The sequence below is a fragment of the Xanthomonas hortorum genome (genome assembly GCF_024339125.1).
In the GTDB taxonomy this organism is placed as follows: Bacteria; Pseudomonadota; Gammaproteobacteria; order Xanthomonadales; family Xanthomonadaceae; genus Xanthomonas; species Xanthomonas hortorum.
Genome location: NZ_CP101417.1, coordinates 2,019,960 through 2,039,849, shown reverse-complemented (window position 1 = coordinate 2,039,849; position 19,890 = coordinate 2,019,960). Strand labels below are relative to the sequence as shown.

The 19,890-nt window shown below is 63.6% G+C and carries 19 protein-coding genes; 7 read left to right on the top strand and 12 right to left on the bottom strand.

Going from position 1 to position 19,890, the window contains the following annotated elements; genetic code table 11:
- Positions 1-134: 134 nt before the first annotated feature.
- The 9 genes from hglS to NMB96_RS08525 form a co-directional block, all read right to left on the bottom strand.
- Positions 135-1,502 carry a 2-oxoadipate dioxygenase/decarboxylase HglS gene (gene hglS / locus NMB96_RS08565; RefSeq protein ID WP_255086665.1) on the bottom strand — a complete coding sequence of 456 codons (1,368 nt, stop codon included), beginning with the start codon at positions 1,500-1,502 and terminating at the stop codon, positions 135-137.
- 333 nt (positions 1,503-1,835) lie between these two features.
- Positions 1,836-2,453 (bottom strand): hypothetical protein, encoded by a 618-nt coding sequence (locus tag NMB96_RS08560; RefSeq protein WP_255086948.1) that lies wholly within the window; start codon positions 2,451-2,453, stop codon positions 1,836-1,838.
- Between the two features lie 306 nt (positions 2,454-2,759).
- The gene (locus tag NMB96_RS08555; protein WP_023904281.1) at positions 2,760-3,518 is read right to left on the bottom strand and encodes an HAD family hydrolase; all 759 of its coding nucleotides are present in this window, start codon (positions 3,516-3,518) and stop codon (positions 2,760-2,762) included.
- A 37-nt stretch (positions 3,519-3,555) separates the two neighbouring features.
- Positions 3,556-3,960 carry an EF-hand domain-containing protein gene (locus NMB96_RS08550; protein WP_183086958.1) on the bottom strand — a complete coding sequence of 135 codons (405 nt, stop codon included), beginning with the start codon at positions 3,958-3,960 and terminating at the stop codon, positions 3,556-3,558.
- A gap of 271 nt (positions 3,961-4,231) precedes the next feature.
- Complete coding sequence (locus tag NMB96_RS08545; protein WP_043889810.1) at positions 4,232-4,594, bottom strand: EF-hand domain-containing protein; 363 nt, start codon at positions 4,592-4,594, stop codon at positions 4,232-4,234.
- Between the two features lie 225 nt (positions 4,595-4,819).
- The gene (locus NMB96_RS08540) at positions 4,820-5,197 is read right to left on the bottom strand and encodes a hypothetical protein (protein WP_023904284.1); all 378 of its coding nucleotides are present in this window, start codon (positions 5,195-5,197) and stop codon (positions 4,820-4,822) included.
- Positions 5,198-5,334: 137 nt separating this feature from the next.
- Positions 5,335-5,532 (bottom strand): CPXCG motif-containing cysteine-rich protein, encoded by a 198-nt coding sequence (locus tag NMB96_RS08535; protein ID WP_006449379.1) that lies wholly within the window; start codon positions 5,530-5,532, stop codon positions 5,335-5,337.
- A gap of 150 nt (positions 5,533-5,682) precedes the next feature.
- Entirely contained in the window at positions 5,683-6,429 is a 747-nt protein-coding gene (locus NMB96_RS08530) for a M15 family metallopeptidase (protein ID WP_425520913.1), read from the bottom strand.
- 97 nt (positions 6,430-6,526) lie between these two features.
- The gene (locus tag NMB96_RS08525; protein ID WP_255086664.1) at positions 6,527-7,333 is read right to left on the bottom strand and encodes an N-acetylmuramoyl-L-alanine amidase; all 807 of its coding nucleotides are present in this window, start codon (positions 7,331-7,333) and stop codon (positions 6,527-6,529) included.
- Positions 7,334-7,852: 519 nt separating this feature from the next.
- On the opposite strand from NMB96_RS08525, the gene NMB96_RS08520 reads away from it, so the two are divergent.
- The 6 genes from NMB96_RS08520 to NMB96_RS08495 all read left to right on the top strand — a co-directional run bounded on the left by NMB96_RS08520 (position 7,853) and on the right by NMB96_RS08495 (position 14,342).
- On the top strand, positions 7,853-9,265 hold the full coding sequence (locus tag NMB96_RS08520) for a C40 family peptidase (protein ID WP_255086663.1): 1,413 nt from the start codon (positions 7,853-7,855) through the stop codon (positions 9,263-9,265).
- Positions 9,262-10,359 (top strand): dipeptide epimerase, encoded by a 1,098-nt coding sequence (locus tag NMB96_RS08515; RefSeq protein WP_255086662.1) that lies wholly within the window; start codon positions 9,262-9,264, stop codon positions 10,357-10,359. The genes NMB96_RS08520 and NMB96_RS08515 overlap by 4 nt, the downstream gene beginning before the upstream one ends.
- A gap of 791 nt (positions 10,360-11,150) precedes the next feature.
- Entirely contained in the window at positions 11,151-11,927 is a 777-nt protein-coding gene (locus NMB96_RS08510) for a L,D-transpeptidase family protein (RefSeq protein WP_023905426.1), read from the top strand.
- Positions 11,924-13,231 (top strand): APC family permease, encoded by a 1,308-nt coding sequence (locus tag NMB96_RS08505; protein ID WP_255086661.1) that lies wholly within the window; start codon positions 11,924-11,926, stop codon positions 13,229-13,231. The genes NMB96_RS08510 and NMB96_RS08505 overlap by 4 nt, the downstream gene beginning before the upstream one ends.
- An 87-nt stretch (positions 13,232-13,318) precedes the next feature.
- Positions 13,319-13,816 (top strand): hypothetical protein, encoded by a 498-nt coding sequence (locus NMB96_RS08500; RefSeq protein ID WP_255086660.1) that lies wholly within the window; start codon positions 13,319-13,321, stop codon positions 13,814-13,816.
- Positions 13,817-14,009: 193 nt separating this feature from the next.
- Complete coding sequence (locus tag NMB96_RS08495; protein WP_255086659.1) at positions 14,010-14,342, top strand: hypothetical protein; 333 nt, start codon at positions 14,010-14,012, stop codon at positions 14,340-14,342.
- A 51-nt stretch (positions 14,343-14,393) separates the two neighbouring features.
- Here the strand turns inward: NMB96_RS08495 and yiaA are convergent, their stop codons facing one another.
- On the bottom strand, positions 14,394-14,831 hold the full coding sequence (yiaA, locus tag NMB96_RS08490) for an inner membrane protein YiaA (RefSeq protein WP_255086658.1): 438 nt from the start codon (positions 14,829-14,831) through the stop codon (positions 14,394-14,396).
- 171 nt (positions 14,832-15,002) lie between these two features.
- Between yiaA and NMB96_RS08485 the strand changes: the two genes are divergently transcribed.
- A complete protein-coding gene (locus tag NMB96_RS08485; protein WP_255086657.1) occupies positions 15,003-16,181 on the top strand; it encodes a PQQ-dependent sugar dehydrogenase in 1,179 nt (392 codons plus the stop codon).
- Positions 16,182-16,451: 270 nt separating this feature from the next.
- Here NMB96_RS08485 and NMB96_RS08480 read toward each other — a convergent pair whose 3' ends face one another.
- Together NMB96_RS08480 and NMB96_RS08475 are read right to left on the bottom strand one after the other, a co-directional pair.
- Positions 16,452-17,432, bottom strand: a complete 981-nt coding sequence (locus NMB96_RS08480) for an IS5 family transposase (RefSeq protein ID WP_183086593.1) — start codon at positions 17,430-17,432, stop codon at positions 16,452-16,454.
- Between the two features lie 194 nt (positions 17,433-17,626).
- Positions 17,627-19,798, bottom strand: coding sequence for a glycoside hydrolase family 3 N-terminal domain-containing protein (locus NMB96_RS08475; RefSeq protein ID WP_255086656.1), 2,172 nt, complete (start codon positions 19,796-19,798; stop codon positions 17,627-17,629).
- Positions 19,799-19,890 lie beyond the last annotated feature (92 nt).

The window sequence follows — 19,890 nt, the reverse complement described above, 5'->3', positions numbered from 1 at the left end:
TCGAGACAGCGTTGAGAATTTTTATCAGTCGCCCTTCGTAGTGCGTGCAGTTGGGCGATATCGCATGCAGCACCTGGAACTGCGGGATACCGCTACCGCACACACCCACCTGATACTGTCGCTTGGTTGCTGTCTTACACCACCAACGCCTGCAGCGACTCCCGCTCCAGTTGCGCGTACAACGCAAATTCGTCGTGCACCTGCGCGCCCAATGCCTGCTCGAAACTGCGCTTGCTCGAATGTGCGGCGTAGGCACGTTGTTCGGCGCCGCCGAGATTCGACTGGAAGATACCCGCCGCACTCACCGGCAGAAAATCTTCATAGATGATCGGATCGGCACTGACCAGGCCAAGCGCGATCGCAGTTTCTGCCGGCATCGCGGCCACCTGTGCGGGATCGGCGCGGCCTGCCTCGGTGAACGCGTAACGGAAATAGCCCAGGCCTTCCTGACGCAACAACGCCTCGTCATCGGGAAACGCCACAAACGCAGTCTGCAGACGCGTGGCGTAATCGGCGCCGGTGCTGCCGGCGCCATCGCTGTCGCGTGCCTGCGCCAGCAACGCGTCGTACAGTGCGCGGCCTTTGGGCGTGAGCGCGAGCCCGCGCTGCTCGATCTCGCCAAAGCGCGCGGTGTGCGTGCCGTGCTCGGCCAGCCCGCTATCACCGACAAAGCGCACCGGCTCTTCCAGGGCCTTGAAGCTGGTCTGCCGCAGCAGGATCGGAATGCGCCGCTGTGGCGGGCCTTCGATCACAGCCTTGGCATCGATGCCGGCGCGCTGCATCTGCGCCTGCGCCGCATCGATATCCAGCGTGCGCGGCGTCAGGTGATTGATATGCGGGCCGTGGAAGCTCACCACGTCGGCAATCAACTTGTGCGCCTCGCTCAGCGCGCGGTAGGTCGGCAGCGACACGGCGGCATCGCCATGCCAGCGGAAGGTTTCCAGCGCTTGCGCCACGAATTCCTGCGCCTGCGCCGCCTCCAGCCCGCCGTGACGCTCATGCCGCTCGATCAAGTCCAGCGCGCCGGCGGTGAAGATCTGCCGCTGCTGCAGGATCTGCTCGGCCTGCGCACGCAGCGCGGCATCTTCGATCAACTCCAGCCGCAGCAACGAGGTGAACACGCGGAACGGGTTGGCCGACAGCGCCGCATCGTCGATCGGGCGGAACGCGGTGGAATGCACCGGCACGCCGGCCACCGACAGGTCGTAATAGCCCACCGGATGCATGCCCATCACCGCAAACAGCCGGCGCAAGGTGGCCAGTTCCTGCGCGGTGCCCACCCGGATCGCGCCGTGGCGTTCCAGATCCAGCCGCGCGCGCTCGTCGTTGCGCTGCAGGCGCGCGGCCAGGGCGGGATCGGCGCTCAGGGTGTCGGCGTTGACCTGCGCCACCAGCGTCATCAGGTCGCCGTACAACGGCACTTCGGCGCGATACATGTCCGACATCGCCTGGGCGAACAGGCTGCGGATCTGATCGGGAGAGACAAACACGGTATCGCGCATGGGCTGGTCTTGGCGGAGCCGGCCAACGCCAGCGTTATCGCATTCTCGCCGACCGTGCCCTGCGGCGACCAGCTGCACGGCAGCATGCGGGCAGGCGCGTTGGCGTGTAGACAGTCGCGCGGCATGGAGACTGCGTACGCCTTGCCACGCCAGAGCATGTGATGCCTTTCAGGATCAGATTCCCCGGCCTTCGTCAGCAATGCGGTACAGGCGCTGCGTGGTACCGGCTCGGCTGGCCGGCCCAGACAAGCCGCGCGACGCACGCTCCCTGCCGCTAAACCCCGTGCCGCTGAAGGCCAACCCATTCGGGAAGCCCGGAGGGAATCACACGGTCTAAAGCCCCGCCTGCGCCGCGGCCTCGTCCGCTTCGCTGGCCTGGCGCGCGGCCTCCAGCCGTTGCGTATGGTCGCCAAGTTGTCGACGTAGCAGCGCATCCAGCGTGATCGGCCGCTCCCAGCGGTCGTAGCTGGCCACGATGGCATGCCGCAGCGCACGCATGTGTGCGCTGTCCGGGCTGGCCGACAGCCGCGTGACCACGCCTTGCCAGCCATCGTGATGGTCGCGGCTGTACGCACGCACCGCGTCGCGACAGGACAACTGCAGCGTCTGCGCCCAGAAACAGGCGAAATAGATATCGCCCGCATGCCAGCCATGCACCTGCAGCAACGCCTGCACGTAACCGCGGGGGGTGCCGGTGTAGCGTGCCACTTCGGCAATAAAGCTGTCCGGATAGCGCTGCGCATAGCTGCCCATGTCGGCCAGATGCTGGTCCACCCACGCATCGCCAGTGCCGGGGATCACCGCCGGCGCCGGCTCTGCCGCAGCACCGGACGCTGGCGCTGCGGCAGGGGTCTGCGCTGCCGCCAATATCGGCAACAGCAACGCCATCAGCAATGGCAGAGATCGCAACAGGGCGGTGGGCAGTAAACGCATGTGCCGATGATGCCGCATGCCCGCGCCGGTGTCAGGCCGATCGCGGCGCTGCGCCATGTCACACGTGGCCAAAAGTCGTCAGGCAAGCAGCGTGGCGCGCCCAGACTTCAGCGTAGGCGCGTGGTGCAGGTCCCACCGCCCATCGGCAATGCACCTGCGCCGGTTGGCGCAGCAGGAGTGATCTGCGCTCAGCGCAGATCGTAAAAACCGATGTGCACTTCGCGGCAACCGCTGGGCCATGCCTGCACCCAGCCGAAAACGTCCTGTTGCTGGGCACCTCAGCGTGCACGCCTGTTGCATCCGCAGTGATTTTGTTCGCCGCTTTTAGTTTAGCGCGTGCTGCCGGGCCAATGCATCCAGCGCCTGCACCGCCGCCGGCCAGCCGGCCGCATCGGGCACTTCGCGCATCCGTGGCTCGTCGGCGGCCACGCCGTGCTCCTGCTCGTGCGCCCAGGTCACCGCGTAAGGGGTGTAGATGCCCCAGCCACCGATGGCCAGCACCGGCTCCACATCCGAACGCAACGAGTTGCCGATCATTACAAAGCGCTGCGCCGGCAGGTCGAACTCGCCCAGCACGCGCGCATAGGTCTTGGGGTCTTTTTCGGAGACCACTTCGACGCGCGGAAACAGATCGGCCAGACCGGATTGCTCGATCTTCTGCTCCTGATGGAACAGATCGCCCTTGGTGATCAGCACCACCGCATAGTCGGCCGCAATCGCGCTGACTGCCTCGCGTACGCCGGCAATCACCTCCACCGGGTGCTGCAGCGTGGCGCGGCCGATCTCGACAATGCGCTGGATGTCGCGCGCAGCAATGCGTGCCTGCGTCAGCTCGATCGCGGTTTCGATCATCGACAACGTCATGCCCTTGGCGCCGTAACCGAACACCTTGAGATTGCGCCGCTCCACCGCCAGCAGATGCTGCTGCATGCGGCTGTCGCCCAGGTCCAGATAATCGGCCAGAATCGCTTCGAAATCCGCTTCGGCGCTGCGGTAATAGTCCTCGCTCTTCCAGAGGGTATCGTCGCCATCGAAGCCGACCAGTTGGATCGCCTGGCCGTCGCGCTGTGCAAAAGAGGTCATCGCACAAGTCTAGCAGCGCACTGGAGCGTTGCTATGCTCAGTCGCCTGCGGCATCGCCCGGGCCGGGCTGGTAGCTGGCGAATTCGGCGCGCGACAAACGCCCATCGCCGTTGCTGTCGAAGCCGGCGAAATTCTCGCGCAGGACTGGGTCCGCACCGGCTTCGGCCATCGTCAGCGACCCATCGGCATCGCTGTCCAGGCTGCGAAAGCTGCGTGGCACCAGAGCGCCGGCTTGCGGTACGAGCGATGCCTCTGCGCCGCCTTTGGCAGTGGATGACCCGGGCACATCGGCAGGCAGCAATGGCGTACTGGCGGGCGTTGGTGGATCGATTGGCAATGGCGACATCGCCGGTGCAGCGGTATTGGATGCCGTCGGCGACGGCAATGGCGCCACGGTGGGCAGCTCCGGTGGCGCGGCGAGCGCCAGCAATGGATTCGACAAGCCGACCAACAAGACGATGCGCAACTGAAACATGAAAGAAGACCGGGCAGAAGGCCACACCACCGTAGCGAGGCAGACGTAAAGAAAACGGGAGCGACCCTGGCAGATCGCTCCCGCATGTCCATCCTGTTACTTGCTCATACCCTGCATCCAGAAGCGATGCCACGGATCAAACGACAACTGCCGATCAAACACCTGCTACTGCGAAAGCTGCCTCCTGATATCTGGAAATTGTCAGCAAACAAACTCACTTACGTTGCGACCTACTGCCTTAATTGCCTTGCGACCCACTCGCTGCGCCGCCCTGCTGCTTGACGACAAACGCCTTGTACTCGTCCGGGGTCAATTGCCCGTCCTTGTCGGAATCGGCGTCGTTGAAGATCTGCGCAAGCCCGGCATTGACTTGAGCCTCCTGTGTACTGATGGCGCCGCTGCTGTCGGTGTCGACACTCGCCCAGGTCTGGCCACCGCCGGAGGACTGCGCAGGTTGTGCCGCAGTGGTGGCAGAACTTCCCGACTGGGCCGATGTCGCGGCGGCATCCTGTTGCGTACTCTGCGCCATGGCCGGTAGCGCCAAAGCGGCAGCAAGGGCGGCGGTGGCAGCGAGCAGCGAGATGCGGTTGCGATTCTTCATTTGGGTGGTCTCCTTGGCTTGGGAATGCACGGTATCGCCGCGCATGGCATCACCCTACCTGGCGCAAATGAATGCAAAACCCACCCTAAATTTGCGCAAAACATCCTTTTAACCACAGCGCGGATATTTGCGACTAGCCATCTGTTAGGTCTCGATGAGCCAAATAGAAGTGGCTCATTCAATGCATGAAAATATACGAACTCCCGCACATTTTTTCGGGCAATGTCAGGCATTCGGCGGCGCGTCGTTCCAGCTTCCGGAACTGAACAGTTTCCAACCGAGTACCACGCCAGCAATCGCGCCGAACACTTCCAGCACCACACGCGATCCCAGCTCGTTGGGATCGTGGATCCTGGCCAACGCGATGCGCGCATACAACGGCGACTCCAACCGCACGATGCTGGTGTAGACGAGATTCCAGATGTCGTAACCGGCGCCGATCGCAACCGCGAGCAGGCAGGCGATCCCCAGCGTGTGCCCATGGGTGAACTGCAGGCGCCGCCCGCTGTACTCCACGGCCGCAAACACCAGCACTCCCAGCACCAACGCGATCAAACCAGCCTCCAGCGAACCGAGCAGGCCGAAGTGCAGAGACAAATTCATCGTGACGATCCGGGCAGCAGGCGCATCAGTCTAGCGGCTGCGGGCGACCGATCCCTGCCAGACCCGCAGGAACGACCGGTCACGCGAATGGGGATTGGCTGGGCAAGCCGATTGCTCGATCGTGCGACAAGCCACGCTCATGCATCGTCCTGCCCGCGCGCGCTCACCTGCGCCTCGCCCTCTTCGTCCCACTGCACGCTCACCGAGATCGGCTTGCAGCAGACCTGGCAATCTTCGATGTAGTGCTGATCGCCGCCGGTCAGGTCCAGCGTCAGCGTGATCCACTCCCCGCAATACGGGCAGGCGATATCGACAAAACGTTCCGGATCGGACATGACAGTTCCTTGAAGTGGCAATACACGCTACGCGGCAATCAGGCCACGCGCAGCGCGCGGATGGCGGGCAGCACGCGCAGTGTACGAGCGGCGTTGACCGCTGCCGAGCGCCCACGACCACCGGCAACAGCGCAGCGGCTTCGTGCCCGATCAGTTGACAGGAACGTCGTACGCAGTGTCGGGCGTGGGCTCGGGACGCAGAGTGAAGTGCCACCACTCCATCGCATAGTTGGCAAAGCCCTGCGCCGCCATCGCACGCAGCAAGCGCTGACGGTTCGCCCGCTGCGCGGCGCCGATATCAGGTGCATCGGTGTGCGCGCGCGCATCGAAGAAATCGAAATCGGTGCCCATATCGACCGCAAGACACTGGCCTGATCGGCAATCCAGCAAGCCCAGATCCAGCGTCGCACCGCGGCTATGGCCGGAGGTCTCGGCGATGTAATCGCCCAGCAGCGCGCGCTTGTCCACGCGCGGGTAGTACTGCGCCTTGCTCGCCTGCTCCTGGAGATCCCCTGCCCAGGCCACGAACGCCTGCACCGCCCGCACCGGTCGATAGCAATCGAACACCTGCAGCCGATATCCCTGCGCCTTGAGCGTACGCGCCACCCGCGCCAACGCCTCCGCCGCCGGACGCAGCAGATAGCAGGTCGGCGCCGCATACCCCGGCACCACACGCCCAGTGAAGTTGTTGCTGCCCGCATAGCGCATGTCCACCGCGATCTCCGGCGCAAGGCTGCGCACATCGATCAGGCCGGCTTGTGCGGGTGACTGCGCTGGCGAAACACGCACCTCGGCTGCGTTTACGGCAAACGGTAGCGCGACCATCATCAGCAACGTTCTCCAGATCGCCTGCAGCCAGTCACGGCGCTGAGTTTGTAACAGTTTGATTTTCTGCATGGTCTTACTCCTGTGCAAGCCGCAAACGACGCGCGCCATTCGCCCATCTTTACCCAATTGCCGAAGAGGTGGCTTGGCCACTTCAACCAGGATCCGCTTACGGCCCATCGCCCTCAAGCGGCTCGGCAGCGCCAGGCAGGCTTGGTGGCCGCAGTGGTCCGGTCAACGCATACAAAATCCGCAGATCCTCAGCATCCAATGTGCGTGCATCGTTGCCGCGATAGTGATGGTGAAAGGCGCGCAGCGTCGCGGCGGGATCCTCGACGCTGTAGCCGAGCAGGGCGAGCGCTTGCCACGGGTCGAAGCCGGCCGGCGCAGCCGGGGCATCGGCTACCGGCCAGCGGCCGAATCCGGCGTCGGCCAGGCGTTTCCAGGGAAACAGGGGGCCGGGGTCGTTCTTGCGCGTCGGCGCGACGTCTTCATGGCCGACGATCTGCGTGCGCGGGATGCGCAAGCGCGTGCACAGGTCGTCCAGCAATATCAGCAGGCTGTCGATCTGCGCGGGCGCGAACGGCTCACTGCCGTCGTTGTCCAGCTCGATGCCGACCGAAGCGGAATTGATGTCGGTGATGGTGCCCCAGCGCCCGGCACCGCCGTGCCAGGCGCGCTGGTCGTCGCTGACCAACTGATAACGCTGCCCATCGTCGCCGATCAGATAATGCGCACTGACCCGGCCACCGCTGTTACGCCCGCGCAGCGTACTCAGACTTTGCTGCACAGAGTGCTGGTCGGTGAAGTGCAGCACGATCAGGATCGGCCGGCGCGTGTCGTAATTGGGCGACGGCACCCACTGGGCCAGCGGATTGCGCTGCGGCGCATGCGCGCAAGCACCCAACGACAGCACGACCAGGCAACACGCGGCGCGTAGCCAGAGCGATGGCGACAGGGTGGTAGTAGGCGACATCGAACTCTCCGGGTGACTGGCGAAACGACAAAGACATGCGCCGTGCCTGCGCCTGGATGGACACTGCATGCGATGCACCCATTATCTGCCGAGCGTCATGAAGTTGCAGCGGCCGCGAGCAGCCCTGCAAGTGCGCGGCCACTTCCAGCACGCGCCCACCATCTTTGGCGATGACTGCGCAGTTGACGCTCAGCATCGGGAGCACTCCGGATGCCACCCATGTGATGGCGATGCCCGCGTTGCCGGGCGCTGCATCCGGTCTGGTCGTGGCGAGGTCGCCAACCGTGCGCTCCGCGGCCGGTCATCGGCATTGGCAGGCTTGGCGACAAGAGTGCGACCAGTAACAGTAAGCCATCGAGTCAACGCCCGTGCACCACGCGGCAAGCGCCTTGGGCACCGCGGCATGCGCCACGCGTACACTGCAATCCATTGCGCTCGTCGCAGGTGCAGAATGCGCTTGCAGCATTGGTCTCTCGCACAGAACCTCGTCAGTCGGTATATCCATCAAGAGCCTTCTTCATGCCATTGTCGCGCCGCCTGTTGACGTTGTTGCTGCTGGTCACCGGCCTGCCCTGCAGTGCAGCTCCGGCAATGCATGCCGTTCCTGTGCAGCAAACGACGCCATTTGCGGTCAGCGATGCGCAGCTGACAGCCGATTACTGGATCCAACGCAGTCGCACCGCACCAACGCTGCGCATGACTTTCGCAGAGATCGCCAGCTTCAATGCGCGCCTGCTGCGTGACGATGTCTCCATGCACGATCTGTCACAGCTGCCCGAAGCTCTCCCTGCTGCCGATGTACGCGCACGCATCGAGAAGCTGTCGGCCACGCCAACGCGTGCGTTATACGGCGCGGACGGAATGCCCATCGACGCAACACGCTTGGCCGCGTTGCGCCACGCACTGGCATTGGATGCACTCCCCGCCCAGGTAACGCCACGCTTCGCGCTGGTGGTGCGGCGCACCGCGCTACGCACTTTCCCAACTACGCAACGTGTGTTCACCACCACTGACGACCACGATATCGACCGCTTCCAGGAGTCGGCGCTCTACCCCGGCACGCCGGTGGCGGTGTTGCATACCAGTGCCGATGGCGCATGGCAATTCGTACTGGCCGCCAACTACGCCGCATGGGTCGCCAGTGATCGTCTCGCAATCGGCACACGCGCCGAGGTGCTGGACTACGCACAACGCAGCCCACGCGTGATGGTCACCGGCGCACGCGTGCAAAGCACTTACACACCCGAATCACCTGCGATCTCAGCGCTAACGCTGGACATGGGCACCAGCGTGCCGCTGCTCAATGACTGGCCGCCGCAACAGCCGGTCAACGGGCAGTTGCCGCTCGCTGCCTATGTCGTGCAACTGCCACTGCGCAACCAAGAAGGCCGCTTGCAACTGGTGCCGGCACTGATCCCGCGCGGTGCCGACATGCGCATTGGTCCGTTGCCGGCCACCCATACAGTGTTACTGCGTCAGGCATTCAAATTCCTCGGCGAGCGCTATGGCTGGGGCAACGATTACGACGCGCGCGACTGCAGCGGCTTCGTGTTGGACGTCTATCGCAGCCTTGGCATCGCATTGCCGCGCAATACTGGCGATCAGGCACGCAGTCCGGCGTTACGCAACGTGCCGTTCGATGTGCGCGCGCCATTGCCGCAACGCCTGCAACAACTCGCACAACTGCAGGTCGGCGACCTGCTCTATATCCCGGGCCATGTGATGCTGGTGATCGGGCATGAACATGGTGCGCCGTGGGTCATCCACGATGTGGCCGGCGCCAACTATCGCGCGGCCGATGGCAGCGTGCAGCGCGCGCGCTTGAACGGCGTATCGGTCACCCCGCTGCTGCCACTGCTCGCCAGCGACGGCACGCCGTTTGTCGATCACATCACCCGCATCCAGCGCATCGCACCGATTGGCTCCCCATGAAGATCACCGGCTTCCGCCTCGGCATGCTGCGCGTGCCGTTGAAAACTCCGTTCAAGACCGCGGTCCGCACCGTGCAGGCGATCGAGGATGTGGTGGTGCTGTTGCAGACCGACAGCGGCCATATCGGCTATGGCGCAGCGCCGGCCACCGCACCGATCACCGGCGATACGCATGGCTCCATCATCGCCGCGATCCAACAGTGCATCGCCCCGAAGCTGATCGGCCAGGACGTGGCCGATCTCAACCGGCTATGCGCGCTGGTGCAGCACGCGCTGGAACACAACAGCAACGCCAAGGCTGCAGTGGAAATCGCGCTCTACGATCTGTGGGCGCAGTCATTGAGCACGCCGCTATACCAGGCGCTCGGCGGCGGCACGCCGCGCATCACCACCGATATCACCATCAGCGTCGATGCCATCGACACGATGGTGGCCGATGCGCTGTCCGCGCTCGCACGCGGCTATGGGTCGCTGAAGATCAAGGTCGGCAAAGACAGCGATTCGGATGTCGAACGTATCAAGGCAATTCATGCGGCGGTCGCTGGCCGCGCATCGCTGCGCCTGGATGCCAACCAGGGTTGGACGCCCAAACAGGCGGTGCGCACGATGCGCACGCTGGAAGACGCCGGCATCGTGATGGAACTGGTGGAGCAGCCGGTCAAGGCGGCCGACATCGACGGGCTGGCCTTCGTCACCGCGCGGATCGACACGCCGGTGATGGCCGACGAAAGCGTGTTCTCGCCGATCCAGGCGATCGAGCTCATCCAGCGCCGCGCCGCCGACATCGTCAACATCAAACTGATGAAGACCGGCGGGCTCTCCAACGCAATCCGCATCGCCGATATCGCGGCGTTATATGGGGTGCCGTGCATGATCGGTTGCATGATCGAATCCAGCATCAGCGTGGCGGCGGCGGTACATCTGGCCGTGGCCAAGGCCGACAGCATCACCCTGGCGGATCTGGATGCACCCGCACTCGGGCAGTTCGATCCTACCGAGGGCGGCGTGCACTTCGACGAGGCGCAACTGCATATCGACGACTCGCCGGGACTTGGCATCCGCCGCATTCGCGGGCTGGAGCTGTTGCAGGGTTAACGGGCGGTTGGATATTTCCAAGCCGCGTCAGTCGGCCTGTCGAGGGCGCGGTGCCCTCACCGCACCAGACAGTTTGCTGGTTGCTTTGAGAAGAGCTGCGCGCACCGACCATCTCCACTGGTCTTTTCCCGCCCACCGTCGCGGGACCTTACGCGGCATGGATGCCGCGTAAGAGCTTACAAGGACGTACTTGCAGTGTGTCCCGCGATGGTGGGCGGGCAAGGGCACCGCAGCAAACTCGCAGCATCGAGGGTGCGGTGCCCTCGCCGCTCGCAGGACACGCCGTGAATCCATCCCTGGAGGCTCGGTGGCGGCATCCATGCCGCCACACGGTCTCGCAATCGGCGAGGACACCGCACCAGAGAGTGAGTCGGTGGCTGTTTTAAAACCATGCACACCGACCATCTCCACTGGTCCTTGCCCGCCCACCGGCGCGGGACCTTACGCGGCATGGATGCCGCGTAAGAGCCTACACGGACGTACTTGCGGCGTGTCCCGCGATGGTGGGCGGGCAAGGACCCTGCAGCCAACCCGCAGATCAGCCGCTCTGCAAGTGATCTATCCGCACTGTCCAACCACGCCAAGACAACCCGACCTCTCGGTCTTAAGCCGGCCCCGCTAAGCACGCATACGAACATCACGCGCGCATGCGCCACACAGCTGCATTGCTAGGTACAGTAGCGATAAGGTGTTTGTAAGTGATGCAGTGCCGAGGCACCGCACTGTCGCCGCCAACGACCGATCGACTCAACGCAGCTCATCCCTGCCAGACCCATTCCTCCGGAGCCTGCATGCGCCTTGCCACCGTGTTTCGATCCGTCGCGTTGTTGGCGCTGACAAGCTGCAGCAGTCTTGCCGGCGCTGCCGGTCCAATCGATGCGCTGAATCGAGCGCGCGCATTGATCGTGGTGACCACACCGGATTGGAACAGCACGCAGGCGCGTCTGCAGACATTCACCCGTGTGGATGGCCACTGGCAACCGGCCGCACCAGGATTTGCGGTGGCGCTGGGCCGCCATGGCAGCGCCTGGGGCGATGGCCTGCATCCTGCACAGACGCAAGGCCTGCAGAAGCGCGAGGGCGACGGCCGCAGCCCGGCCGGTGTCTTCGCCATCGGCCCTGCCTTCGGTTATGCCCCGAGTATCGACAGCACGATGCCGTACCAGGCGATGACTGCCACCAACTACTGCATGGATGTACCGAGCTCGCCGCTGTACAACCGCATCGTCGATGCCGCCCAGGTCGGTGAGGCCGCAGTGGCCGGCTCGACCGAACCGATGCGGCTGGACCTGCAACATCCCGGCGATGCACGTTACAGCGAGGGCTTTGTGATCGCGCACAACCCCAACGCGATCCCCGGTCATGGCAGCTGCATCTTCGCCCACCTATGGCGTACGCCAGGTCAGTTCACCGCCGGCTGCACTGCAATGGCACCGGCCGATATGCAACGCCTGCTGGCTTGGTTGAAGCCCGACGACAAACCGCTGTTCGTGCTGTTGCCGCGTGCCGAATACGCACGCCTGCAAGCACAGTGGCAGCTGCCCAAGTTGAAGGACGCCGCACGATGAACACACCGGTTCCTGCTCCCGATTCCACTGGGCTGGTGCGCGTCGTTAGCCGTTGGCAGATCGTCGGATTGTCGATCAACGATGTGATCGGCAGCGGTATCTATCTGCTGCCGGCGGCCACTGCCGCATTGTTGGGGCCAATGAGCCTGTGGGCGGTGATGCTGGCCGGCCTGGCGGTGGCCTTGCTGGTGTTGTGCTATGCGCAGGCGGCGAGTTATTTCGATACGCCAGGCGGCAGCTATCTCTACACGCGCGAGGCGTTCGGCCCCTTCGTCGGCTTTCAGATCGGCTGGATGATCTGGCTCACCCGCATCAGTTCGGCAGCCGCATTGAGCAACGGCCTGGCCGACGCGGTCGCGCGGTTCTGGCCGACCGTCGCCACCGAGCAGTGGGCACGTCTGCTGGTGGTGATCGGCTCATTGGGATTGCTTACCGCCATCAATGTGATCGGAGTGAAATCGGCCGCGCGCACCGGCATCGCCCTGGTGATCGGCAAGCTGGTGCCGCTGCTGTTGTTCGTGGCAATCGGCCTGTTCTATGTGGATTGGTCCTGGGCCTTCGCTGGCACCACGCCGGACCTGCGCGATCTGGGCAATCTAGGCGAAGCCGCCTTGTTGTTGCTGTTCGCCTATGCGGGATTCGAAAATATTCCTGCGGCCGCTGGCGAATACCGCAACCCACGCCGCGATGTGCCGTTCGCCTTGATCACCATGATTATCGTGGTGACGCTGATCTATGCGGCAGTACAAGTCGTCGCACAAGGCACGCTGCCCAATCTTGCCGCCTCGCCTACACCGTTGGCCGATGCCGCAAGCCGCTTCGGTGGCGAAGCGCTGGCGCTGATCCTCACCGTTGGCGCCACCATTTCCATCCTCGGCACCACCAGCAACACGGTGATGCTCGGGCCACGCTTTTTGTTCGCGCTCGCACAAGATGGGTATGGCCCGGCATTTCTGGCGCGCGTGCATCCGCGCTTCCACACCCCTGCAGCGGCAGTGATCACCCAAGGCGTGTTGTCGCTTGGATTGGCGTTGTCCGGGTCGTTCACGCAGCTGGCGCTGTTGTCGATGGTCACGCGGCTGTTTGCGTATATCGGCACGGCTGCAGCGGTCATCGTGCTGGCGCGTCGTTACCGGCAACGTACCGACACCTTGCGTCTACCGGGTGGGCCAGCCATTCCCGTTGCCGCGCTGCTGTTGTCGCTTGGCCTGCTGGCCAGTGCCAGCTGGCAGAATCTGGCCGCCGCCGGCATCGCCTTGCTGGTGGGCTGGGCGTTTTATCTGTTCCCACGCAAGCAGGTCTAAGGGTTTCGCAACATACTCGCGCAGGGCTCACGCACACCTAACCCCACGCGCCCAACGCTGCAGCTATCACCTACATGGGAGTTTGCGATGAAACTGCGCCGTGTCTACAGCACACCCGATATCGCTAGTGCGCAACGCGTCATGCAGGCCGCTCGCAGCGCAGGCATCGACAACGACGCGCTGTCGCTGATTGCCCGTTCGGATATCGAGCTGGAAGACGTGCCTGACGAGCGCAAGAATGCCAAGACCGATTTTCTTCCCGCTGCCGCGCGTGGCGCCGCAACGGGCGGTGCCGCAGGCTTGGTCGCCGGTCTGGTTGCCATCGCAGTGCCTCCCATCGGCCTCACCATTGCCGGGGCCGGCGTCATGGCGCTGGCAGGCGCGCTGGTCGGCACCTGGTCGTCTGCACTGATCGGGGCCACCGTACCCGATCCGATCCGTCGCCAGTTCGAAGAGGAAATTCAGGCCGGGCGCGTATTGGTGATCATCGATGCCGACGAGCCATCACTGCTGCATGCCGAAACCAGCCTGGTGACTGCGGGTGCAACATCATTGCCTTACGAGGCCGCATCGGCGGCGACTTGAATGCGGTCGGAGATGGGCGACAGCCGGCCGATTGCAAAGGCCTTGGTTTCAGCACGTCAGATCGCCAGACCGCGGGGATGGCTTCACTACGCTCATTGCGACCCGACGCCTTGATGCCCTCCTCACCTGCCCTGGCAACGGATTTAACACCCGCCCACCTACGGTAGATGGCACATTCACCGTGGAGACGAGCATGAACGTGCCGTATCAGATTCCAGGCCGTGCGCCGGACGAAGACCGCAGCCAGAACGTATCCAACTATTGGCGTGAGCGCTTCACCGAAGAGCCGTATTACACCGAAGGTGACCGTTACGAAGATTACGAGGGTGCCTATCTGGCAGGACATGAAGCACGTATCCGTGAAAACGCCCGTGCCTATGACCAGGTAGAAGCCGAATTGCACCGCGAATGGGAAGCCAATCGCGGCACCGAAGGTTTGAGCTGGAGCAAGGCCCGTCACGCAGTCAAGCGTGCCTGGGAAAACGCAACGGACTTTGTCACCGGCGATAGCAAGTCAAGGCCCTGAAACAACAACGCCACCGTCGAGGTGGCGTTGTTGTTTCAGCGTGGTCAGGCATCAGTCCAGTGGCGGCGGTGCCGCGCGCGAAATAGGCAACCTGTTGTCGACATCCATCGCATCGCGCGTGTTCTTCTGCACCGCAACCGCACCGAACAGACTCAATGCATATGCCATCGCGTAAAAGCCTTTCTCGCTGTGCAACAAGGTCGCGTTGATCAAGCCAATCGCCAATAGCAGCAGTGCGATGATCAGCGAGAACCAGCAGATCGCGTAATACAGTCCCGTCACCGGAATACCGTCCGCGCGGTCACGCACACTCTTCTGCAACGACACCGATGCGAACAAGCCAAACAGCAGCAACGTAAAGTAGTAGCCTTTTTCGTTGAGCATCATCTGCGCATTCCACAACCCGATCAGGTAGGCAGTGCTGCCCAGCAGCAAAGCGGCCCAGGATGCGGCGATAAAAGCAGGCGAGGTTTTTTGCGTGGCAACCATGGAAACTCCTTTTCATGGTGGAGCAGGAAGGTGGGACGCACACGTCTCACAGAGAAAGTGATCTACGACAAGGCGGCCTCGAAGGCGTCGTGTAAGGTACTTGAAAACCCGACGCGGGACACGTTGCGGGAGGGCTGCAGCGTCACCGCGCCCTATCCCCTGGAGGACCACATGTCTGTCCGACGTCTGCTTGCACTGGCCTGCTCGGCCACGCTGTTCACCACCGGTGCGGTTTTTGCAGCGCCCGCAGCCGCCCCGGCGGCGTCCATTCCCAAGGCGCAGTGGCCGTTCCAGGCCACCACCGTTGCCGATTTCGACGAACCCTGGGCGATGACCTTCCTGCCTGACGGCAGTTTGCTTGTCAGCGAAAAACGCGGCTCGCTGATGCGGCTTGATCCCAAGACCAAGCGCAAAAGCGCCATCACCGGCATCCCGACCGTGGCCTACGGCGGCCAGGGCGGCTTTGGCGATGTGCTCGCGCACCCGCGCTTTGCCCGCAATGGCCTGGTCTATGTGAGTTACGCCGAACCTGGCGAAGGCGATACACGCGGCGGCGCCGTGGCGCGGGCCAAACTGACCCTGGATGCCACCGGCGGCGGCACGCTGTCGGACTTCAAGGTGATCTGGCGTCAGGACCCCAAGGTCACCGGCAATGGGCACTTCGGGCACCGCCTGGCATTCGATCAGGCCGGCAAACTGTGGATCAGCTCCAGCGAACGGCAGAAATTCACCCCCGCGCAGGACATGAAAGCCAATCTCGGCAAACTGATCCGGCTCAATGACGACGGCAGCGTGCCGGCCGACAATCCCTTCGTTGCGCAAGGCGGTGTCGCCGCGCAAGTGTGGTCGCTGGGCCATCGCAACATCCTGGGCATCGCGTTCGACAGCAAGGGCCGCTTGTGGGAACACGAGATGGGCCCGATGGGCGGCGATGAGCTGAATCTGATCCAGCGCGGCGCCAACTATGGTTACCCGATCGTCTCCAACGGCGACAACTACGACGGCACCCCGATTCCCGATCACAACACCCGCCCGGAATTCGCCGCGCCCAAGATCAGCTGGACACCGGTGATCTCGCCGGCCGGCTTTGTGATCTATAGCGGCAAGCAGTTCCCGACATGGCGCGGCAACGGCTTCATCGGCGGGTTGTCGTCGATGGCATTGGTGCAGGTCTCGCTCGGCGATCAGCCGCGCGAAGTGGCCCGCTACGACATGGGCGCACGTATCCGCGAAGTGGAACAAGGGCCGGATGGCGCGCTGTGGTTGCTGGAAGACGAAGCCAGTGGCAGCACCGGGCGTTTGCTCAAGCTGACACCCAAGAGCAAGGCCGCAGTCGAGAACGATGCGTGAGTTGGTGCATCGCCTTGATCGCTGCGCCACTGCGTGCTGCGTCAAGTAGCAGCACTGAGTGATGACTCGCACCATCGCCATGCGCTCGTTGAGCGCTGGCGATTGTGACGATCAAGCGAATTGCTTGGGTGGCGATTTGCGCTGCATAGCGTTAGGGATGGTCTGATCAACGGCATCGGAGGATGAGCCTAACCACATCGACCAGGCTGACGGCGCTCAGATCCTCGATTTTTTTGCCGTTTCCGGCGCGTTTGCAGGGTGTTGCCCGGGTTACAGGCGCACGTTCCCCATCGTCGGCAGTAACTGCTTTCGCTTCATCCACAGGTTCGATAGCGCAAACAAGGTCAGCACCTGCGCGGTGTTCTTGGCCAGGCCGCGATAGCGGACCTTGGTGTAGCCGAACTGGCGCTTGATCACCCGGAATGGATGCTCCACCTTCGCGCGCACACTGGCCTTGAAGTGTTCCCAACGTCTTTCCCGAGCACGCTCGCGTTTGTTGCCGAGGGCTTGCATCGTCGAGGGCCTGGCGGCGATGAAGAATGCAGCCTTGCAGGCCTGCAGTTCTTCGCGTTTGTCCGCACCGGTGTAGCCGCTATCGCCGAACACGCTGTCTTCTTTGCCATGCAGCAACGTGTGCATCACCGTGACATCGGCGACGTTGGCGGCTGTGCAATGGACGTGGTGCACCAACCCGGAAAATTCATCCACGCCGATGTGCGCCTTCATCCCGAAATACCACTGATTGCCCTTCTTGGTCTGATGCATCTCAGGGTCGCGCGCGTTGTCGGCATTCTTGGTCGAACTGGGCGCCGCGATCAGCGTCGCATCGACGATCGTGCCCGACCGCAGGCTCTGGCCCTTGCGCGCCAGATGCGCGTTGACCGCTTCCAGCATCCGCGCGGCAAGGCCATGGGTCTCCAGCAGGCGCCGAAAGTTGAGAATCGTGGTCTCGTCCGGAACGTTGTCCAAGCCACCGAGCTGGGCAAACCGCCGCAAGGTCGGGATCTCGTGCAGTGCTTCTTCCATCGCCGGATCGCTCAGCGCATACCACTGCTGCAGCAGATGAATCCGCAACATCGTCGCCAGTGCGTACGGCTGCCGACCTGGCCGGCCCGATACCGGATAGTGCGGCGCGATCAGACCGAGCAGTTGCTGCCACGGAACCACCTGCTCCATCTCGGCCAGAAAGATCTCGCGCCGGGTCTGCTTGCGCTTGCCCAGGCCCTCAGCGTCACCGAACGTCAGTTGCATGGATCACTCCTCAACATCAGGCGGGTAGTGTCGCGTATCTGTGGTGCGTTGTTCAGAGGTTCCTTAGCCATCGGCCAAACGCGACGCTTTTACCGGCAACTGCATCAGCGCAAATGGGTGATGACTAGCCACTAGAAACACGGTCATCCGAAAGCGGTGACTCCAACGCACCGGCTTCCTCGGAGGGCACGCTTTCAGCCTTCCAGCAACTCGAAGGTCACTGCCTCGCCACTCTTGGCCGATGCGCAGACCCACACATCGAACAATCCCGGCTCGGCGCCGAAAACGCCCTTGGGGTCGGTGAAGGCCAGCGCATCGCGTGCGAGGGTGAACACCACGTCCGTGCTTTCGCCAGGCTGCAACAACACCTTGCGAAAGCCCTTGAGTTCGCGCACCGGGCGCACCCGGCTGGCCACGCGATCGTGCACATACAGCTGCACTACTTCTTCGCCAGCAACACTACCGGTATTGGTCACGCGCGCGGTGATGGTCAGCGCCTGATCCCAACCCACCTGCGCGCTGCTCAGCTGCGGCGGCGCATACGCAAACGTGGTGTAGCTCAAGCCATGGCCGAACGGGTACAACGGCTCGTTGGGCATTTCGCGCCAGCGCGCCTTGTACTCGGACAGGGTCGGCAATTCCGGGCGGCCGGTGCGCAGATGGTTGTAGAAATACGGCTGCTGCCCGGTCACATGCGGGAAGCTGATCGGCAGCCGCGCAGACGGGTTGTAGTCGCCGAACAACACATCGGCCACGCCGGTGCCGGTCTGCGTGCCCAGATACCAGGTCACTGCAATCGCATCGGCATCGCGCACCGCACCGCTCAATGCCAGCGCGCGCCCATTGCGCAGCAACACCACCATCGGCGTGCCGGTGGCGGCGACGGCTTCGGCCAGCGCCTGCTGCGCCGGCGGCAACACGATCTCGGTGCGCGACTGCGCCTCGCCACTGAACCGCTGCGGCTCGCCCAGCGCCAGCACCACCACATCGGCGGCCTGCGCCGCATCGATGGCGGCGGAAATCCCGCCTGGCAGCGCCTCTTCCAGGCCGCAGCCCGGCACCACAGTCAGATGCTCGCCACCGACCACCGCACGCACGCCCTGCTCCAGGGTTACGTAGCGATCCTTGTCGCCGAACAGCGTCCAGCAGCCCTCGATATTCTCGCGGTCCTGCACGAACGGCCCGATCAGCGCGATGTGCTGTCCACTTTTCTTCAGCGGCAACACTGCGCCTTCGTTCTTCAGCAACACGATCGAACGCCGCGCCGCATCGCGCGATAACGCATCGTGCGCCGGCAGATGCGCGGCATCGGCTTCGCGTGCCGGATCCAGCGAGCGATACGGATTGTCGAACAAGCCGATCGCTTCTTTGAGCTGCAGCATGCGACGCACACTCGCATCCAGCGTGGCCATCGGCACCTCGCCGCTTTCCACCAGCGACGGCAGATGCGCAGCATAGAAGCCGCTCTGCATGCTCAGATCCAGGCCGGCCAGGAACGCTTTTTTGGTCGCATCGCGCTCATCGGTGGCGTAACCGTGCGCAATCAATTCCATGTCGGCGGTGTAGTCGGAAATCACCACGCCGGGGAACTGCCATTCGCCACGCAGGATCTCGGTCAGCAACTCATGGTTGGCACTGGCCGGCACGCCGTTGATGTCGTTGAACGAGGACATCACGGTCAATGCGCCGGCATCGAAGGCGGCCTTGAATGGCGGCAGATGCACATCGCGCAAGGTTTGCGGTGCGATGTCCACGGTGTTGTATTCCATGCCCGCCGCCACCGCGCCATAGGCGGCAAAGTGCTTGGGCGTGGCCAACAGCGAATCGGCGGCTTTGAGATCGTTGCCCTGGAAACCGCGCACGCGGGCGGCAGCAAACGCCGCGCCCAGCAGCACGTCCTCGCCGGCGCCTTCCGCGCCACGGCCCCAGCGCTGATCGCGCGCAATGTCCACCGCCGGTGCGTAGGTCCAGTGCAGGCCAGCGGCGGTCGCTTCGATCGCGGTGGCGCGCGCGGTGCGCTCGGCCAGTTCCGGCTCGAAGCTGGCCGCCTCGCCCAGCGGAATCGGGAACACCGTGCGCATGCCGTGGATCACATCGGCGGCCAGGATCACCGGGATGCCCAGACGGCTTTCTTCCACCGCCACTTTCTGGATCTGGACGCCCAGCGCGGCGCCAACGCCATTGAACAGCGAGCCGACCCGGCCCTGCCGGACCTGCTGCAGCACCTCGTCGGCGTTGAGCACGTTGGCTTCGGGATTCACGTCCGGCGCGAACGGCCGCACCATGTCGGCGAACACACCCAACTGTCCGACCTTCTCTTCGACGGTCATCTGGGCAATCAGGGTTTCGATGCGATCAGCAGCCATGAGATCCTTGAGAAAACGTTTACATGGCCGTCAATTCTAGCCTGACGCGACCGCGAGGATGCAAGTTTCGGGATTTGAAAGTCGGGATTCGG

Excerpts from the sequence above, each read along its gene's own strand:
- hglS (WP_255086665.1), bottom strand. The coding sequence starts at position 1,502 with ATGCGCGATACCGTGTTTGTCTCTCCCGATCAGATCCGCAGCCTGTTC.
- NMB96_RS08560 (WP_255086948.1), bottom strand. The coding sequence starts at position 2,453 with ATGCGGCATCATCGGCACATGCGTTTACTGCCCACCGCCCTGTTGCGA.
- NMB96_RS08555 (WP_023904281.1), bottom strand. The coding sequence starts at position 3,518 with ATGACCTCTTTTGCACAGCGCGACGGCCAGGCGATCCAACTGGTCGGC.
- NMB96_RS08545 (WP_043889810.1), bottom strand. The coding sequence starts at position 4,594 with ATGAAGAATCGCAACCGCATCTCGCTGCTCGCTGCCACCGCCGCCCTT.
- NMB96_RS08540 (WP_023904284.1), bottom strand. The coding sequence starts at position 5,197 with ATGAATTTGTCTCTGCACTTCGGCCTGCTCGGTTCGCTGGAGGCTGGT.
- NMB96_RS08535 (WP_006449379.1), bottom strand. The coding sequence starts at position 5,532 with ATGTCCGATCCGGAACGTTTTGTCGATATCGCCTGCCCGTATTGCGGG.
- NMB96_RS08530 (WP_425520913.1), bottom strand. The coding sequence starts at position 6,429 with ATGCAGAAAATCAAACTGTTACAAACTCAGCGCCGTGACTGGCTGCAG.
- NMB96_RS08525 (WP_255086664.1), bottom strand. The coding sequence starts at position 7,333 with ATGTCGCCTACTACCACCCTGTCGCCATCGCTCTGGCTACGCGCCGCG.
- NMB96_RS08520 (WP_255086663.1), top strand. The coding sequence starts at position 7,853 with ATGCCATTGTCGCGCCGCCTGTTGACGTTGTTGCTGCTGGTCACCGGC.
- NMB96_RS08515 (WP_255086662.1), top strand. The coding sequence starts at position 9,262 with ATGAAGATCACCGGCTTCCGCCTCGGCATGCTGCGCGTGCCGTTGAAA.
- NMB96_RS08510 (WP_023905426.1), top strand. The coding sequence starts at position 11,151 with ATGCGCCTTGCCACCGTGTTTCGATCCGTCGCGTTGTTGGCGCTGACA.
- NMB96_RS08505 (WP_255086661.1), top strand. The coding sequence starts at position 11,924 with ATGAACACACCGGTTCCTGCTCCCGATTCCACTGGGCTGGTGCGCGTC.
- NMB96_RS08500 (WP_255086660.1), top strand. The coding sequence starts at position 13,319 with ATGAAACTGCGCCGTGTCTACAGCACACCCGATATCGCTAGTGCGCAA.
- NMB96_RS08495 (WP_255086659.1), top strand. The coding sequence starts at position 14,010 with ATGAACGTGCCGTATCAGATTCCAGGCCGTGCGCCGGACGAAGACCGC.
- yiaA (WP_255086658.1), bottom strand. The coding sequence starts at position 14,831 with ATGGTTGCCACGCAAAAAACCTCGCCTGCTTTTATCGCCGCATCCTGG.
- NMB96_RS08485 (WP_255086657.1), top strand. The coding sequence starts at position 15,003 with ATGTCTGTCCGACGTCTGCTTGCACTGGCCTGCTCGGCCACGCTGTTC.
- NMB96_RS08480 (WP_183086593.1), bottom strand. The coding sequence starts at position 17,432 with ATGCAACTGACGTTCGGTGACGCTGAGGGCCTGGGCAAGCGCAAGCAG.
- NMB96_RS08475 (WP_255086656.1), bottom strand. The coding sequence starts at position 19,798 with ATGGCTGCTGATCGCATCGAAACCCTGATTGCCCAGATGACCGTCGAA.